Origin of the sequence: Undibacterium sp. Ji49W (genome assembly GCF_049340205.1) — a bacterium.
GTDB lineage: Bacteria > Pseudomonadota > Gammaproteobacteria > Burkholderiales > Burkholderiaceae_D > Undibacterium.
The window spans coordinates 196,263-214,751 of the sequence record NZ_JBMPOW010000004.1; the positions used below are offsets into that span (position 1 = coordinate 196,263).

Annotated in this window: 11 protein-coding genes; 6 read left to right on the plus strand and 5 right to left on the minus strand. The window is 51.8% G+C overall.

The genetic code is table 11. The features are described from left to right. Nucleotides 1–58: 58 nt before the first annotated feature. The 3 genes from ACO0LK_RS06645 to ACO0LK_RS06655 all read right to left on the minus strand — a co-directional run bounded on the left by ACO0LK_RS06645 (nt 59) and on the right by ACO0LK_RS06655 (nt 5,180). Nucleotides 59–1,882, minus strand: a complete 1,824-nt coding sequence (locus ACO0LK_RS06645) for a glycoside hydrolase family 28 protein (protein WP_422973359.1) — start codon at nt 1,880–1,882, stop codon at nt 59–61. Nucleotides 1,883–2,288: 406 nt separating this feature from the next. Next, complete coding sequence (locus tag ACO0LK_RS06650; RefSeq protein ID WP_422973361.1) at nt 2,289–3,311, minus strand: LacI family DNA-binding transcriptional regulator; 1,023 nt, start codon at nt 3,309–3,311, stop codon at nt 2,289–2,291. 267 nt (nt 3,312–3,578) lie between these two features. Continuing rightward, the gene (locus ACO0LK_RS06655) at nt 3,579–5,180 is read right to left on the minus strand and encodes a tryptophan halogenase family protein (RefSeq protein WP_422973363.1); all 1,602 of its coding nucleotides are present in this window, start codon (nt 5,178–5,180) and stop codon (nt 3,579–3,581) included. A 362-nt stretch (nt 5,181–5,542) separates the two neighbouring features. On the opposite strand from ACO0LK_RS06655, the gene ACO0LK_RS06660 reads away from it, so the two are divergent. Together ACO0LK_RS06660 and ACO0LK_RS06665 are read left to right on the plus strand one after the other, a co-directional pair. Further along, nucleotides 5,543–7,957, plus strand: a complete 2,415-nt coding sequence (locus tag ACO0LK_RS06660) for a TonB-dependent receptor (protein ID WP_422973365.1) — start codon at nt 5,543–5,545, stop codon at nt 7,955–7,957. Between the two features lie 245 nt (nt 7,958–8,202). Further along, nucleotides 8,203–8,679 carry a cache domain-containing protein gene (locus ACO0LK_RS06665; protein WP_422973367.1) on the plus strand — a complete coding sequence of 159 codons (477 nt, stop codon included), beginning with the start codon at nt 8,203–8,205 and terminating at the stop codon, nt 8,677–8,679. Between the two features lie 64 nt (nt 8,680–8,743). Here the strand turns inward: ACO0LK_RS06665 and ACO0LK_RS06670 are convergent, their stop codons facing one another. Beyond that, nucleotides 8,744–10,075 carry a GH1 family beta-glucosidase gene (locus ACO0LK_RS06670; RefSeq protein ID WP_422973369.1) on the minus strand — a complete coding sequence of 444 codons (1,332 nt, stop codon included), beginning with the start codon at nt 10,073–10,075 and terminating at the stop codon, nt 8,744–8,746. Nucleotides 10,076–11,085: 1,010 nt separating this feature from the next. Here ACO0LK_RS06670 and ACO0LK_RS06675 point away from each other — a divergent pair. The 3 genes from ACO0LK_RS06675 to ACO0LK_RS06685 all read left to right on the plus strand — a co-directional run bounded on the left by ACO0LK_RS06675 (nt 11,086) and on the right by ACO0LK_RS06685 (nt 15,336). Then, a complete protein-coding gene (locus ACO0LK_RS06675; RefSeq protein WP_422973371.1) occupies nt 11,086–12,420 on the plus strand; it encodes an MFS transporter in 1,335 nt (444 codons plus the stop codon). Between the two features lie 349 nt (nt 12,421–12,769). Further along, nucleotides 12,770–14,146 carry a pyridoxal-phosphate dependent enzyme gene (locus ACO0LK_RS06680; RefSeq protein ID WP_422973373.1) on the plus strand — a complete coding sequence of 459 codons (1,377 nt, stop codon included), beginning with the start codon at nt 12,770–12,772 and terminating at the stop codon, nt 14,144–14,146. Further along, nucleotides 14,143–15,336, plus strand: a complete 1,194-nt coding sequence (locus tag ACO0LK_RS06685) for a trans-sulfuration enzyme family protein (protein ID WP_422973375.1) — start codon at nt 14,143–14,145, stop codon at nt 15,334–15,336. The genes ACO0LK_RS06680 and ACO0LK_RS06685 overlap by 4 nt, the downstream gene beginning before the upstream one ends. A gap of 84 nt (nt 15,337–15,420) precedes the next feature. Here ACO0LK_RS06685 and ACO0LK_RS06690 read toward each other — a convergent pair whose 3' ends face one another. After that, complete coding sequence (locus ACO0LK_RS06690; protein ID WP_422973377.1) at nt 15,421–17,625, minus strand: DUF4214 domain-containing protein; 2,205 nt, start codon at nt 17,623–17,625, stop codon at nt 15,421–15,423. A gap of 258 nt (nt 17,626–17,883) precedes the next feature. On the opposite strand from ACO0LK_RS06690, the gene ACO0LK_RS06695 reads away from it, so the two are divergent. Further along, nucleotides 17,884–18,480 (plus strand): DNA-3-methyladenine glycosylase I, encoded by a 597-nt coding sequence (locus ACO0LK_RS06695; protein ID WP_422973379.1) that lies wholly within the window; start codon nt 17,884–17,886, stop codon nt 18,478–18,480. Nucleotides 18,481–18,489: the final 9 nt, after the last annotated feature.

Here is an 18,489-nt window from a genome sequence, read left to right on the forward strand (position 1 = left end):
TGTGTCGAGATGCGCAACTAGCACTCAACTCAACACAAGACTGTACCGTATCATTCAATTATGCCGACAGCACTTCGTTATAAACCTTTTTCGCGATGGTGACATTGCGCAACAGCAGTTCACGCACATTGTGGATGAACCATGGTTGCGCGCCATTCACTGGCGTACCGAAATCACAGTCGCTGATGGTCACATTCGCGATGGGTGACACCACAGGCTTATCCGGGCCGTTGTAGCTGGATTTAAGTGGCCCCATCAGCACGATGGCCTGATAACAGGAACGGGCACCCTGATCAGTATTCACATTGCTGACTTTGACGCCACTGATGTAGACATGCGATACCTGTGGAGGGCGTATGCGCATCACGTCATCTCTGGGGGCGTAATCGCAATCGAAAGTAATGACCGCCCCACCGCCGACCGATGCACTGCGTGGCGGCACTTCGGAGCCTGGCAACAGATTGGAAAAGCTGGCTTTGGTCTGCACCCCGTTAGGCAAAGTTACATTACGCACATACAGGTGGCGCAAAAATCCTCCACGGTTCATATTGGTTTTCAGACGTATGGCAGTGCGCAAGGCATCGCTGGCCCAGTGAAGATTGCGAAACTCAACATTCTGTACGTAGATGTTTTCAATGCCGCCAGCCATCTCACTACCCAGCGTGACGCCGCCGTGACCGCTATTCATGATGGAATTCTGGATAACGATATTGCGTGTCACACCATACTGGGTGTCGCGATTTTTGCCGGCCTTGATGGCAATGCAATCGTCGCCGGTATTGAAGGTGCAGCCATCGACCAGTACGTTGTCGCAGCATTCCGGATCGAACCCATCACTGTTCGGACCCATGCTGTTCATCTGTACATTGCGGAAGAGAACATTGCGGCAATTAACAGGATTGTGCAACCAGAACGGCGCAGCCTGCACCTGATAGCCTTGCAGCAATACATCGGTGCAACCTATCAGCTGTATCATATGTGGCCGCAAGAAATGACCGAGACCAAAAATCCGGCGTTCAGCAGGTACGCCTGCTTCAGACAAAGCCGGTAAAAAATAATGATCAGAACGCCAGCTTTCGCGGCCTCCTTCAATCAGCTTTGCCTGTTCTGGCGATAAACCGGGTGCCAGTGATTCCAGTGAAACCGGGTTGCGCGGATTGACCACGCTTTGCCTGTCATTCGCAGGCGCACCGTCTGCCTTGCGACCAGCCCAGCCCCACCAGCAATCCTTACTGCCGGGAAAGGCGACACCACCCTGGCCATCCAGAATACTGGTGGCATCTTCACCCGTGAGGGCGATGTTTTGCTGGCCATAGGCGTACACCAGCGGCGAAAAATTCAGGCAATCATTGCTTTGCCAGCGCGACAGCACCAGCTTGCCATTCGGACCACAATCGTAGTCACCATGGCGGGCATAGTCAGCCGGATCATTATTAAAAAACAGGTGGGCACCGGCAGCCAGATGCACATGTACATTCGAGCGCAGTACCATGGGGCCACAGCATAACCAGTTACCTTTTGGTATGAGTACGCGGCCACCACCGGCTGCATGGCAGGCCGCAATGGCTGCCGTAATCGCCGGATAAGAATCAGCAGCGCCTGGCTTGGGTGCTTTGACCTTGCCGCGTTCATCGTGAGAGATGAACGCATCCGCCTGTACGACTTCGCATTCACTGGCACCATAGGCGCTAATCACAAAGTCTTGCTGGCGAAAATTCAGTGTACGGGTGCAGCGGTCAATAATGGTTTGTGCTGCCTGCCATGGATCGTCCTTGCTTGCTGCCAGTACGGGTTGAGACAAACTACTGGCCAGCACTGCGCCTGCCTGCAGCAATCGGCGGCGTTTCTGATTGACCGGGTGCACCTGGTGTTGTTTGTTCACTGTCTGCTCTCCATTTAGTTGTTATCGCGCACTTGTTACCGCGTTTCGCTTTGACACCACCTGCGATGCCGAAAAAGCAGTCATTCAATCGAGACTGTTGCCATGTGAGCCCACTGATGCACAGGGCTTTCCCTGGGCAAGTTGTACGATGTCTGATGTCAATGCGAGTTTAACCAAGATTTTCATGTTTTGCAAACAGGCAAACAGCAACCGGCCTGCCGCTGTCACTACCAGCGCATTCCAATAAGTGATCAAGAAAATAGACGAAAGGGTATTTAAGACGCTTCAAGCGGAGTTGAAAGGCGATGCGATGCTCTGGCTTCATGCCAGGAAGGATGAGGGTAGATAAAGCTGACAGGCAGCAGGCTGCCCATCGGTGCAGAGACGCTGCCAACGACAGGACAACTTATCTCAGGCGCCGAGTAGTTTCCCTGGCAATCAGCTCCAGACCTGGCAAGGCCAGATCCACATCCGTTCCGCTGATCAAACCCAGCAGTGTCCTGGTTGCCAGCAAACCCATGTCATACAAAGGCTGGTGGATAGTCGTCAGGGGTGGCGTGGTATAGAGTGAACTGGGCAAATCATCGAAACCGATGAGGGAGATATCTTCCGGCACCCGTATGCCTTTTCTGTACAGCCCCAAGCGCACACCATAGGCTGACAGGTCATTGGCAGCAAAGACGGCACTGAATTGCTGCTGCGTTTCGAGCAGGCGATTGATCGCCATCAGGCCGCTGGCTTCATGAAAATTGCCTTCGACCACCAGGTTTTCTTCAAATGCGATATTTGATTCTTGCAGGGCGCGCTGGTAGCCCTCCTGCCGTTCCAGCGCATCCGTATTATTCGCAGGGCCAGTGACAAAGGCAATGCGTCTGTGACCCAGTTCGATCAGGTGACGGGTTGCCAAGTAGGCGCCATGCTCATTGTCCAGCTTGAAGCCCACTGCTGTCTTGCTTTGCAGTGCGCGGCCAGTGGCGACGATCGGTTTGTCGCGGGCAAATTCCAGTACCGTCTTGTCGGCGATGCGGCCAGACAGCAGGATGATGCCATCTACCTTGCGCGCCAGCAGCAGCTTGATGCGCGCCGCCTCTTCTTCAGCATTCCAGTGACCGCTGACGATAACGGATGCATAGCCTGTACCTTTGAGCCCTTCATCTACACCATGCAAGGTTTCATCGAAGAAAGGGCTGGCAATATCCTGCACCACGATACCTATGGTCATGGAACGGCCGCTTTTCAGGCCTTGCGCCAACTGGTTAGGCTCGAACTTCATTTCTGCGATGGCAGTTTCAACAGCTTTGCGCTTGTCTGGCGACACCTTGGCAGTACCATTGAGTATGCGCGACACAGTGCTGGGTGAAACACCTGCTTCACGCGCTACATCCAATAAAGTCACTGGCTCATTTTTTGTTCTATTTTTTTCGACCACGCAATACCTTCCGTCGGGCAGAATGATTCTTTGGAAAGATCATTGTTATATATGTTGTGAAACACATTGTGAAATACAATGTGAAATACAATGTGAAAAGCTTTTCACAATCAGCATAACATGCTTCTTTTCAAATGAGCAAACGCCGACGTTTCCAGTCAGCTTTTGCTCAGGTTTACTCATTTACAGGTGCTGGCATGATCAGCTGCAACGACACAGACTAGCTCACTAAGCTGTCTCACTAAGCTGGCTAACTAAGCTGGCTAACTAAGCACGGCGCGCCATCGTCAAGTCTGCCGGTGCTTTGCACATATGCTCGACCAGCTTGCGGTGATCGGGCAAATCAGCCATGGCATGTGGTGACATCTGCGCGATCATCTGGAATTCTTTGGCGGCCTCTTCAAAACGCGGGTAGGCAAATTGATTGACGCCCATGTCGGTCTGGAATTCCATTCCATACAGGACAAACTGCCAGCTTGATGGCGGATACATCTCCAGGTCGGTCACGAAATCCATGCGATTGGGCGGACGGCAACGCCACATCGCCAGTTTTTCCTTCAGACTGTGGGGGATGGTGGAGGGGTCAGTATTGTCACGCCAGAATGCACTATCCGTGCGCTGCGTCAGGCAATAATGCATTTTGACGAAATCGATAATGCGCTCGTAGCGTTCCTTCATATGTTGATTGAACTGGGTAGCAACCGGCGCCATTTCACCATTGAAAGGGAAAAGATAAGTCAGCAGATACGCAGCAGTTTCTATCAGGCCTATCCCGGAAGATTCCAGCGGTTCCAGAAAACCGCCGGACAAACCAATCGCCACGCAATTCTTGATCCATTGGGTTTCGCGGTAACCAACGTTGAGCTTCAACAATCTGGCGGACATGCCATCCGATGCCGGGCCTATATAATCGCGCAAAACCTGCTCTGCCCGCGCTTCATCCGTGTGGCGGCTGGAATACACATAGCCTATGCCACGCCTTTGCTGCAAGCCGATATCCCAGGTCCAGCCTGCCTCATGCGCTGTCGAAATGGTGTAGGAAGGAATGGGCGTATCTGGCTGCGCATAAGGCACCTGCATGGCCACGGCACGGTCAACAAACAGTACGTCATTCATGTTGCGGAAGGGTGAGCCCAGTGCTTCGCCTATCAGGGCGGCGCGAAAACCGGTGCAGTCTACATACAGATCAGCAGTCAGTGCCTGCCCTTCTTTGGTATGCACGGCAGCAATCGCACCGTCATCGCCAAGTTGCACATGCTCTACTGTTGCCACCACCTGTTGCACACCCAATGATTTGCCATGCTCGCATAGCAGTGTCGCCAGTTTGCCAGCATCAAAGTGATAGGCGTAATTCATGGGGCCCAGAAAATCCTTGTCGTCGAAACGCTTGGGGCCGCGATGCGCATCGGCAATGCGCTTTTGCATGCTGACCGCATCGGCAAATTGACGACGTGCCTTGCCAGAACCGGCAGCGCCGAGCAACCAGTAAGGTAATAATTCCGGCCCGCCCTGGCGCTGACTGGGGTGGCTGAAGGGATGGAAATAATGCCTGTCTCCTTCTACACCCGCTGGCCGGACCCAATCGGTAAATTGTATGCCTTGCTTGAAAGTCGCATTGCATTCGCGAATGAACCGCGCCTCGTCAATGCCTATGGCGGCCAGAGTGCCGCGTATGGAAGGAAAGCTGCCCTCTCCTACACCGATGATGCCTATCTCTTTGGACTCCACCAGAGTAATGCTGATGCCATCCGGGGATGTTCCTGCTTTTTTAGCGAGAGAAAGATTGCTGGCCAAAAAACATGCGGTCAACCAACCAGCAGTGCCACCGCCCACAATCAAAATATTCCTGATATTTGATACTGGTTTCATTCAAAGTCTCCTGTTTCTGGAACTCATTTCATGAATAGAAGCAAGTTCTCCTGTTTTTATATGCGCCTGTTGCAAAATTCGCACGGCTTTGTTGTAACACCCTACGCGACTGACACGCCATCCAGATCTACTATCATCTATGAGAGAAGTTGAGCCAAATCCGTCCTGCGCTACCTTCTGGCATTTAATATTACAACATTTTGAAAACGTTACCATTTTATATTTGACACGGAAATCCGTTTCTATGTAATATGAAAACGGTTTCAAAACAAGAAATCGCAAAACATATATAAGAAAACGTTTTCACATAAAGACGTAATGGTTTAATAAGCCAATAAATCTAACCGTGTAACAGGAGACATATGAAAATCAGCACATTCGTGCCGCGGAAAGCCGCGTGCACTCCCATCCAGCTCGCCATTTTTTCCATGCTCGCCAGCATGGGCAGCGTTCAGGCACAAGAACAAACTTCCGCTCAAGCCCAGGCAAAAGCCGCTAAAGAAAGCGCCACCATTTCTGAAGTGATTGTGACCGGTACCAAACGTGCCACGTCATTGCAGCGCACACCAGTGGCCATCACCGCCATCAACGCCGAAACACTGGAAGATGCGCACGTACAAACCGTCCAGGACGTCGTCAACCTGGTGCCGGGTTTCCAGGCCACCGGCCAGGGTGACCATGGCGTCATCACCATGACCATGCGCGGCATTGGTAACGACAGCGCCAAGACCGAATACGCCGATCCTGAAGTCGCCTTGTTCATCGACGGTATTTATGCACCACGTCCTGAAGGTGCGACTTCCCTGCTGTTTGATCTGGAAGGCATCGAAGTCCTGCGTGGTCCACAAGGTACATTGTGGGGTCGCAATGCCACAGTGGGTGCGGTCAACATGCAAACAGCCAAAGCCAAGATCGGTGACAGTTCTGGCAATTTTGAAGGTGGTGTAGGCAGCTACAACCGCATTGGCACACGCGGCGCATTCAATGTACCAGTCAGCAATGAATTGGCTTTGCGCTTTGCCTTTGTCCATGAAAAACATGATGGCTATGTCGATTTCCAGACACCACCTACCCTGTCTCTGGACAGTCAGAAAGCAGCATTTGCCACTTATCTGAAAAACGGCGGCACTGTCGTACCATTCCAGCCTATCAACTATGCGCTGTTTACACAGGATGGGCCTAAATACAGTGCACAGGATCAAAGCGCGGCCCGTATCAGCATGCTGTGGAAACCGAATGCCGCAACCAAGATCGACCTGTCTTATGAGAAATTCGTAGACCGCGGCACACCATCGATGAACCTGCTGCAAAATCCACGCGCAGGTCAAAGCCAATGGTCGGCACTGATTGATACAGCCCCGTTCCTGAAACGCGATACGGATTCCATTCGCGGCAGGATAGAATACGCCATCGACAAGTCCATGCAACTGACTTACATCGGCGGTTACTCCAAGTTCAGCGGCTCTTCCCGTTTCGATCAGGATGGCGGCGCTAATTTGCCAACCAGTTTCACTTCTGGTGGCAGCATGCAGGCCAACAATACGGTCTCGTCCAACTACAAAAACTTCAGTCATGAAGTCGAACTGCAATCCGTAGGCACACGTGACATCGACTGGCAACTGGGTTTGTACTATGGTTCTGAAACCAATGACATCCGCTTTGATATTCCTATCCTGAACGGTACTTATCAAGGTACAGTGGGCTGGCAGGGTTCCTTCATCCAGCCAAAAGAAACAGTGGAAACTGCTGCTGCTTTTGGCCAGGCAACCTGGAACGCCAGCAGCGATACCCATATCACTGGCGGTCTGCGTTTCACGTCTGACAAGCGCACCAACGTCGGCGGTCGCGGCTATGGTTTCTCTGGCAAGCCAGAACTGAGCCAGTCGGCCATTACCCCGAATGTTGATCCGGCGTCAGCAACATCCAACTTTGCAGCCTACTCATTCAATGATGGCAACTACAGCGGCAGCAAGTTGACAGGTCTGTTGCGTATCTCGCATGACATCGACAAAGACAATATGATCTATGGCAGCATCTCTACCGGCTATAAATCAGGTGGTCTGCAAGATGGCGGCAAAACCTATGGTCAGGAAACACTGACCAACTTTGAAGTCGGCACCAAGAGCACACTGCTGGGCGGCACGGTCAGGCTGAACAATGCACTGTACTATGGCAAGTTCAAAGACTTCCAGTTCAGCGCACCAGTCACTGCACCTGACGGTACACGTGGTCTACAGACCTCGAATGCTGACGGCGCTACCGTGTATGGTTTTGAGTCTGAACTGGCTGCCAAGCTGAGCAAGGACGACAAGCTGCAAATCACCATTGCCATTGCCAAGGCAACGCTGGGCAACTTGGTCGGTGGTTCGAACGACTATGCACTGCCAGCCTGTAAGATCCCTGGCATCAGCAACTGCCTGGATGTATCAGGCAACACCATGCCACATACACCGAAGTTTTCTGCACAGGTCATGTATCAGCATACATTCCATCTGAATGAAGGTACATTGACACCACGTCTGAGCCTGCATTATGAAACAGATACCTGGCTGAGCGTGTTCAACTATGGCGATGGCGACAAGCAGGAAGCCTATGCCCGTGCCGACCTCGGCATGCGTTATCAGTCCACGGGAAAAACTGCCTGGTATGCTGATTTCTTTGTCCGCAATGTTACTGACAATAAAATCAAGACCAGTGCTTTGAATGCCAATGGACCATGGCAGGCGCAGTATCTGCCACCGCGTACGGTTGGTGTGAATGTTGGCATCGACTTCTAAATAAGCACGATTCATTCAGCTTAAGCAGAAAACCCCCCGGTTCACGCAAGTGAGCCGGGGGTTTTTACATGGGCAGACGCACCAGCATTAATCCGGACCGTGCACGCCCTAACCTGTCCGGATGCTTATCATTGTTTAACAAATGTGGGATACAGAAACATTGCATTAGCCAGCGCCTTCATTAAAATGAATTGCGGCAACATCGCTGAAACACATAGACCCAACAAAAATAGCAGGAGAACAAGATGCGCAGACAATTGATTAAAATGACACTGGCGGCCCTGGGATTTTCTTTACTGGGATTGGGTCAGGTATCCATGGCAGCAGAAAAAGGCAGCGCGGACGAAGCGATCGCGCTGGTGAAAAAAGCTGCGGCTTATCTGAAAGCAAATGGTAAAGAGAAAGCCTACGTTGAATTCAACAACACCAGCGGACAGTTTGTCGTCAAAGACTTATACGTCTTTGTCTATAACATCAATGGCGATGGCATCAACCGTGCTCACGGTGCCAATCCCAAGATGGTAGGCAAGAATTTGCTGGATCTCAAGGATGCTGATGGTGTCTCCATCGTCAAAAGTTTTCTGGATGTTGCCAATAGCAAGACAGGTCATGGATGGGTAGACTATAAATGGCCCAATCCGAACACCAAGGAACTGGAAGCCAAGTCAACTTACATTGAACGCGTCGGTGATGTACTGATAGGCTGCGGGATATACAAATGAAAATGCCTGATCCGGCAAACACCGGGTCAGGCATGAGATTGTGGCTGCTTCTGCCGGATATGGACTAAGCTGCCTGAGAACGAATAAAATTCCGGTACCAGTAAGCACTTTCTTTCAGGGTGCGTTTTTGCGTAGCATAGTCAACATGCACCAGGCCAAAGCGCTTTTCATAGCCTGAATTCCATTCGAAATTGTCCAGCAGACTCCAGTAAAAATAACCCTGCACATTGACCCCGCCCGCAATCGCGGCCTGCACGGCTTCCAGATGCCATTGCACATAGTTGATGCGCGCCTGGTCATTGATTTTTCCATCAACGATCTGATCGGCAACAGCCATGCCGTTTTCAGTAATATAAACCGCAGGCAAGTCTGGATATTCTGCCTTTAACTGCAACAAAAGATCGGTCAGACCGGAAGGATAAATTTCCCAACCCATGTCAGAGAAACCCAGTTTTCCCTCAGGCTGCCGGGGTGGGTTTTCGGTACTGACGAAGGCGCGGAAATAATAATTCACGCCCAGAAAGTCCAGTGGCTGGCGGATGATCTGCATATCTTCCGGATGCACCTGGAACTGCGCCATGTCCATGCGGTCCAGCGCTTTCTGTGGATAACGCCCTTTGAATATCGGGTCCATGAACCATTGCACCGAACGTGCATATTCCCATTCGGCGGCAGCGATATCTTCCGCACTGTCGGTGGCTGGTGTGGCTGGCCATTGATTCAGGACGATACCAAGGCGCGCCGGGCTATTCACTGCACGCATGGCTTGCATGGCCAGGCCATGCGACAACAACAGATGATGGGATACCTGCAAGGCCTGCACGGTATCGGCAACCCCTGGCGCAAACTGGGCATTGCCATAGCCAAGATTTGCCGTACACCACGGCTCATTATGCGTTGCAATGGTAGCCACACGCTTGCCAAAACGGCGCGCCACTTCGGCAGCATATTCGGCAAAGCGCAGCGTGGTTTCGCGGTTCAGCCAGCCACCTTTGTCCTGCAAGCCTTGTGGCAGATCCCAGTGATACAGAGTGATATGGGCCTTGATGTTTTTTTCTTCCAGTTTGCCCAACAGGTTTGAATAAAAATCAAAACCTGCTTCATTCCAGGCTCCGTATCCCAATGGCTGCACCCGTGACCAGGAAATGGAGAACCGGTAGGAATCTACCGCCAACGAGGCAATGATGTCTACATCTTCGGCATAGCGATGATAATGATCGCAGGCCACATCACCAGTGCTGCCATCAATGACCTTGCCCGGAGTATGGGTGAACGTGTCCCAGATGGATGGGCCGCGTCCATCGGCAGTTGCACCGCCTTCAATCTGATAGGCGCTGGTAGCCACGCCCCAGGTAAAAGCCGGTGAAAACACAAGTGATGCTGACGGATTATTCATAGTATTCATTTGTAGGGTTGGATTAATCCGGATGCCGGCCTGTAAGCCGTACTCCGGTTTTATTTATTATTTAGGACTTACGCAAAACCGCCCCAGCTGCGTTGCAGCTCCGCCGTACTACTACAATTGTGCGTAAGTCCTATTATTCTCAGGAAGTGCTACATAGCGGCGACCTGGCAAGTCAACTACCCTGCCCGCCTGCTTTATGAAAGAACTCCTGGTGCCATCTGCATGCATGCTGCGCATGGGCGTCAGCGCATGACAAATGACCAAACCACTCAAACTGAAAACGTTTTCAATTTACTACAAAAAATATGGCCTCAACTTCCAGGCCATATCAACCATGTGCGCAAACGACAGTTCAGTGAGCGCAAACAGCAAAGAAAATGAAAACGTTTTCAAGTTAAACGGAATTTATCACCCACTTTGTGCCGTGTCAACAATCTGTCCGGGTTAAATCTGGTAAAGAACAAGAGAAAGAGAGCACGACAAGTGAATTTGTGCGGAAACAGTGAAAACAATTTCATACTTCAGATGAATAAACGCCTGATTTCACACCTGAACACAGCGACAATGCATCGGCATACAACAATATGCAATGAGAGATAAAACCCGGCTGCAAACCTGTTTTTCATTCGCACACAAGGGCTTTCTACACATCAGGAAGGTGTCTGCATACCTGCTTCTGATGAACAAAAGTTTTTAATTCTTAAATTTCGTGTTATTCTTTTTCTTGAAAAGGTTTTCAAGGCGTGATTATTGAAAACTTTTCATAAGAAGCTGTTGCAACATGAAGATGGCATGCTGATCCACAGGATCTGTTTAAATGATCACGTATGTGGTCCCGCAGTGCCGGTTTGATTGTGCAAGGCAAATAATAAATATTACGAGACCAGCTATTCTTGGGTTGCCTGCTGAAGCAGTTTGCCGCGCCATATCAGGGCAGACAGTTGCAGCACAACCGCCCGGTGTCAAGCCAGGCAAAGCGTAGCGCTACCCTAGCCGCCACTATGATTACACAGACAGAAGTCCATCTGCGTGCAGCACCAGGAAAGCCCTCCCCGCTGTTCTGGGTACCCACCACGTATTTCACCATGGCACTGACGTATATGACGCTGACCAGCGTCACTGCCATCATGTTTAAAAATCTGGGTATGGATAATGGCCAGGCTGCCGAATATGCCAGTTACCTCATCCTTGCCTATACCATCAAGCCGCTGTTTGCTTCTTTTGTCGAGATGTACAAAACCAAGAAATTCTTTGTCATCTGTACCGAGCTGGCCATCGCCGCCGGCTTTGTCGGTGTGGCACTGGTGATGTCACTGTCCAGCTACATGATGATCATGATGCTGCTGTTCTGGGTGATTTCATTCCTGGGTGCAACCCAGGATATTGCCGCTGACGGCGTCTATGTCACCTCTCTGGATGGCAAGGCGCAATCCCTGTACTGCGGCATACAAAGCCTGAGCTGGAATATTGGTCCTATCGTCGCCGCTGGCGGCCTGGTGTACCTGAGCGGCAAACTGCATACTGATTTCTTCCATCATGATCCCAAGGTGTTTGGCGCTGAATGGATGGATTCCTGGCGCATCATTTTCCTCATCGTGGCAGGGATTACTGCGCTGATGGCCTTCTGGCATATGCGTACCATGCCAGATGGTGCCAAGGCAGAAAATACGCCAGCCAGCGTTGGTGACGCAGTGCATATCCTGCGCGATTCTTTCGTCACCTTCTTCCAGAAGCGTGATGTCTGGCTGATGGTGGCATTTGCCTTCCTGTTTCGCCTGAGTATAGGTTTTCTTGAAAAAATCGGCCCTTTCTTCATGGTTGATCCGGTTGCAAAAGGCGGCCTGGGTCTGTCGAATGAATCACTGGGCCTGATCTATGGCACGTATGGCCTGGTTGCGGTACTGCTGGGTTCCTTGCTGGGTGGCGTGTTCGTCGCAAAACGTGGCTTGAAACCCAGCCTGTTCCTGCTGTGCTGTGCAGTCAACATACCAAATGCCACCTTCCTGCTGATGAGCATCTTCCAGCCGGAAAGCCAGCTATTAATCACTGCCGGTGTAGCCATTGAAAAATTCTTCTTTGGCTTCGGCTCTGTCGGTTTCATGATTTACCTGATGCAGCAACTGGCCCCCGGCAAATACACAACCACCCATTATGCCTTCGGCACCGGCCTGATGGGACTGTGCATGATGGTAACCGGCGTCATCAGCGGTCACCTGCAACAATTGCTGGGCTACACCAATTATTTTGTCTTCGTCATGCTGGCAACCGTACCTTCTTTCGCAGTCTGCTGGTTTGCTCCTTTTCACCATAAGGAAGACCAGACTGCATCTGAATAAAAACGATTTCAATATCACAGGTTTATAATAAAAGAAGAGCGGCTCGTCCCAACCGGGCACGTTTTAACGTAGCACAGTCCCCCACTTTTGATGCCGCCTTCGGGCGGCATTTATATTTTCTGCCTTCCACTTTTTTCTTCATGGCGCTGCCCTGTTTTTTGGCTTTCAGCAGGATTCGGCACAAAGACTATACTGAAACCCAGACAGGCTATTGGAATGCAATTTCCGCATAAACATAGTTGTAAAAATTCCTTAGCCTCAGGCACAGACATCGCTAGCATGACTGCCTCTTTAACAAAAGCGTAACAAGTTGCGTGGCATGATCTGCCATTGCAGGCTTGGAGAAAAAATGACCCATCCAACTAATCCCGCAGTACTTGCGTTGATTGGCAATACACCTCTGGTTCAGGTTACCCGCCTTGATACCGGGCTGTGTGAATTGTTTCTGAAACTGGAATCGCAAAACCCTGGCGGTTCCATCAAGGACCGTATCGGCCTGGCCATGATAGATGCAGCAGAAGCCGATGACCGGCTACAGTCAGGGGGTACCGTGATTGAGGCAACCGCTGGCAATACCGGCCTGGGCCTGGCGCTGGTGGCGCGTGCCAAAGGCTATCGCGTAGTGCTGGTGGTACCCGATAAAATGTCCACCGAAAAGATACTGCACCTGCGCGCCATGGGGGCAGAAGTACGCATTACCCGCTCCGACGTCGGCAAGGGCCATCCCGAGTATTATCAGGATTATGCGGCCCGTATCGCCAAAGAAATCCCCGGCTCGTTCTTTGCCGACCAGTTCAACAACCCGGCCAATCCCTATGCGCATGAAACCACGACCGGCCCCGAAATATGGGAACAGACCGGTCATGATGTCGATGCGATCGTGGTTGGCGTCGGCTCTGCCGGCACGGTGACTGGGCTGACGCGCTTCTTCCGCCAGGCGCAGCCAGAACTGGAATTTGTCCTGGCCGACCCCAAGGGGTCCATACTGGCAGAATATATAGACACCGGCCACGTCAATGAAGTCAGCGGTTCATGGGCAGTGGAAGGCATAGGCGAAGATTTCATTCCGGCGATTGCCGACCTGACGGCAGTCAAACATGCCTACACCATTGATGACACCGAAAGTTTTGGGACTGCCCGTGAACTGCTGCGTGCCGAAGGCATACTGGCAGGCTCGTCCACCGGCACCCTGCTGGCAGCGGCCTTGCGCTATTGTCGAGCCCAAACCACACCAAAACGCGTGGTCACCTTTGTCTGCGATACCGGGACCCGTTATCTGTCCAAGGTGTATAACGATAACTGGATGATAGACCAGGGGCTGTTGAAACGTCAGGTGTATGGTGACCTGCGCGACATCATAGGCCGCCGCTTTGATGATGGCGGCGTCATCAGCGTTGACAGCAGCGATACGTTGATGGTGGCCTTCAACCGCATGCGCAGCGCCGATATCTCGCAATTGCCGGTCATCCATCATGGCGAGATCATCGGCATCATCGATGAATCAGATGTATTACTAAAAGTATCGGCTGACGCCACCCTGTTCAGCAGCCCGGTGCAAGATACCATGACCAGCCAGATTGAAACCCTGAGCCCGCAGGCTGGCATAGCCGCATTGCGTGCCACGCTGAATCGTGGACTGGTCGCCATTATCGCATCCGATCAACATTTTCACGGCCTGATTACCCGTTTCGATCTTCTTAACCATTTACGCAGGACACTCTCATGAGCTATCCCGAATACAAGAAACCTGAACATCAGCAAGCCTTTGGCACACGTGTCATCCATGCCGGACAATTCCCGGACCCGACTACCGGCGCCATCATGCCGCCCATTTATGCCACTTCCACCTACGTACAGGACAGCCCTGGCGTGCACAAGGGGCTGGATTATGGGCGCTCACACAATCCTACCCGCTGGGCGCTGGAACGCGCGGTGGCTGATCTGGAAGGCGGCGCCCAGGCGTTTGCCTTTGCATCAGGTCTGGCAGCCATCGCCACCGTGCTGGAAATCGCCGACAGTGGTGCGCACATCGTTGCCGGCGATGACATGTATGGCGGCAGCTATCGCCTGTTTGAACGTGTGCGCAGACGCAGCGCCGGCCTGGATTTCACATACGTGGACATGACCAAACCGGAAGCCTTGCTGGCTGCACTAAGGCCAGACACCAAAATGGTGTGGGTGGAAACACCGACCAACCCCATGCTTAAACTGGCCGACTTGCGCCGCATTGCTGCCATCTGCCGTGAACGCGGCATCATTGCAGTGGCCGACAATACCTTTGCCAGCCCGCGAGTACAACGTCCGCTGGAACTGGGTTTTGATATTGTCGTGCATTCCATGACCAAATACCTCAACGGCCATTCTGACATCATCGGCGGTATTGCCATCGTCGGTGGCGAAGCACATCAGGCTGAATGGCGCGAGCGCCTGGGCTTTCTGCAAAATTCTGTCGGAGCGATAGCTAGCCCCTTCGACAGCTTCCTGGCTCTGCGCGGCATCAAGACGCTGAACATCCGCGTTGAGCGGCACAATGCCAACGGACTGGACCTCGCACAGTGGCTGGAACAGCAGCCCAAGGTCAGAAAAGTGTACTACCCCGGCCTTGCCAGTCACCCGCAGCATGAACTGGCGAAGCAGCAGATGGATGGTTTTGGCGGCATCATTTCCGTCGAGCTCGATACCGATCTGGCAGGTGCCCGCCGCTTCCTGGAACGCTGCGAAGTCTTTGCGCTGGCAGAAAGTCTGGGTGGTGTAGAAAGTCTGATCGAACACCCAGCCATCATGACGCATGCCACCATCCCTGCGGAACAAAGGGCGATACTGGGGATTACCGACTCTTTCGTGCGCCTGTCTGTCGGCATAGAAGATGTGGAAGATCTGCGCCACGATTTGCAACAGGCGCTGGACGCCATATAAATTCTGGGCGACAAAACACAGGGAGTGTACTTCCGTACACTCCCTGTTTTTGCATCAGCCTGTTTCAAGCCTGGATTCGATACACTATTTCAACAACTTGATATTTCGCCATGGACGCGGGTCCTTGTCGACAATAGGACTGAACTGTGCTGGCGGAGGAGCTGCAACACCTCCTGTAACACCTGCCACAATGGTCGGGCAGGCACCGGTGGTGGCATAAGTCAGTGCGGCAGACAAACGATATTCGCTGACATTGCCCAGCTCATGATTCAAGTCATCCGGTACATAACACGCCGGTGTAAAACCATTCGTGTAATCCCCTTTGGCCAGCGCATTCACACCGGCAAACTGAATCGCAAAATACGCCGTGTTGCAGTTATTGGTCTGGATAAAACCATAGGGCTTGCCGCAAGTTGTATCACCGATCAGTATCACTTTCATGAAAGGTGTCAGGCCATTGATGATGGATTCGCTGGCGGAACAGGTATTGCTGCCGGTAATCACAAACACACGTGGCAAGTTCAGCGTCGGCAGGAAGCGGTTATTCGAATCGGTGTCATAAAAATAGGACACATTATCAGCCGTCATGTCGGCATGCTTGTCATTGAACTGCAATTGTTCAAAAATCTTGTTGGTGACCTTGCTGCCGCCTATCATGGCCGACAGTTCATTGGCTATATACAGATAGCCGCCACCGTTATACCGCAGGTCCAGCACCAGATCATCAATCCCGCTTTGCTGGAACTTGCGTATGCTACTGACAAGTGGCGACTCCGCCGTACGGATATGGTCGGTAAACACCATATAGCCTATCTTCTTGCCGTTGACGTTCAACACCTGATTTTGCAACACCGGCGTGGTCGTCACCGTCACGGCGGTCATGGTCACATTGCGGCTGGTACTGCTGCCATCCTGCACCTGGAAGCTATGAGACTCAGACTTGGAAGGATACAGGGCGTTGTACTGCGCATCATTGATGTACGAACCCAGCGCAGCATTATCGACGCTGACCAGCGTGGTACCACGCTTGATCTGCGCCTGATCAGCAGGTGACCCGGGCTGCACATAACGCACGCGTATCTTGCTGCCTTCACGCACCAGGCTATAGCCGTAGCTGACATCTTCACCTGACTGGAAATAACTGTCTATGCTGCCCTGCTCAGAGGTAAAACTGAACCTGTCCTTGGACCTGACCAGCAATGCAGTGAAATAATCTTCTGCCGTACCGTACTGCGCAGGCGACACATCAATAATGTCGCGGTACCACAAATACACATCATCCAGATGTGAGCGCACCCAGGATTTTTTACCGTCTACCGTACAAATATTGGCCAGACTCTCAGGTGTGGCCAGCGTGCTGGCGAGGTTCAGGTTATTGTCCTTGACACCAATCAGGTCAAGCGCGGCAGTGGTTGAGCTAATGGTAACAGCCGCAGCAATGGCCATGGTCTTGCTGATATTATCATCCAGGCTGTTGTAGTTCAAACCCTGTTGTACCGCGAAATAATTGGCGACATTCAATTTATTATTAAGCAAAGCTGGCACCCAGCTCCAGGTTGGGTCATTGACGTAGGCACGTGCAGCGATCAGCATGGCCCTGACGATATGTCCTTTTGTAATACCGGCTGTCAACTGGCTGGACCAGTAATCAATTTCCAGGGCAGTCGGTGCCGTACTGCCGCTTCTGCCCAGCACATTTTTGTAAATGATGCGGATGAAATCATCATTGCTCATGCCACTCGCATAACCGGTCAATGCCGGTGACTGCAAGGCAACCAGATAAAAACTGTCGGCGATCTGGTCATCCGACAGGCCTGCCTTCATCTGGTCTATCCAGTAGGCCAGTCCATCCGCGTCCGGTACACGGTTAAAGAAGGCGACATACAGGTCGATCAGAGAATTCAAACTGGTCGCGGAAATGGAATTAGCTTTGTCACCAACCCCCAGGTTCACGTGAAAATCAGAAAACTGTACGGTTGTAATATTGCTGGCCAGCGTCACGGTCGTGCCGCCAGCACGTGTATCGCTGACGATAAAACCGCTGATGCCGGAATTCGTCACTTTGGTAATCGTGTAGTCCTGGCGCCTGCCGGAAAACACCATGGTATCGGCACTGACAGGTGCTGCCTGCGCTGGCGGTGCAGCGGCAGGTGCAGTAGGTGCGGCAGAGGGGATGGCAGAATTGGCCGCAGTTTTACTGTCCTGGCCACCGCATGCTGCCAATATCAGTGTCAGGGTCAGGACCGACAAGGCAGATAGCGCGTTACTTCTTTGCTTAAAGCTCAACATGTTGATTCCAGAATCGGGTTGCGTTTGATTATGAACAGTACTGCGAACACATTTCCTTAACAGGGGTTAAATACACCCCACATATATGGACCATGATAAATCCGGACCATAATAAAGTTTCATCATTGCTATTGCTTGCCTGCATTACCATTCTGCAACAGGCTTTGATTGAATTAAGTAAAATAGCGAAGCAAATTGAAACACATTGTTAAAAATTAATATTTCAGAATCATATCTCAAATTTCATGATTGCCAAGCATGACGACACGTTGCAGTTGGGCTAACCCCTCTAATCCTTTGTACCTGCATTATCACGACCATGAATGGGGTGTGCCCTGTCATGATGAGCGACGTCTGTTTGAAATGCTGAACCTGGAAGGTGCGCAAGCGGGCCTGAGCTGGGAAACCATATTGAACAAGCGCGAAAATTACAGACAGGCATTTGACCAGTGGGATGCAAAAAAAATTGCCGCCTATGGCCCGGACAAAGTCACAGAATTGCTGGCCAACCCCGGCATCGTCAGAAACCGTCTGAAGGTCGCTGCGGCAATCACCAATGCACAGGCCTATCTGCGCCTGTGTGAAGAAGTTGGCGGGCTCGATGCTTACCTATGGGGCCATATTGAGGGTAAGCCACTGCTTAACAATGGCGAACGCATCATCACGACGGCCCTGTCGGATCGCATTTCAAAAGACCTGGCAAAACGCGGTTTCAAATTCGTCGGCTCCACCATTATCTACGCCTATATGCAAGGTATAGGCATGGTCAACGACCACGCTGCCGATTGCGCATGGCGGCATCAGGCAGGCACATCCAAGGCTGCTCGCAAGACGGTGGGGGAAAGCGGAAAGTAAAGACTATCA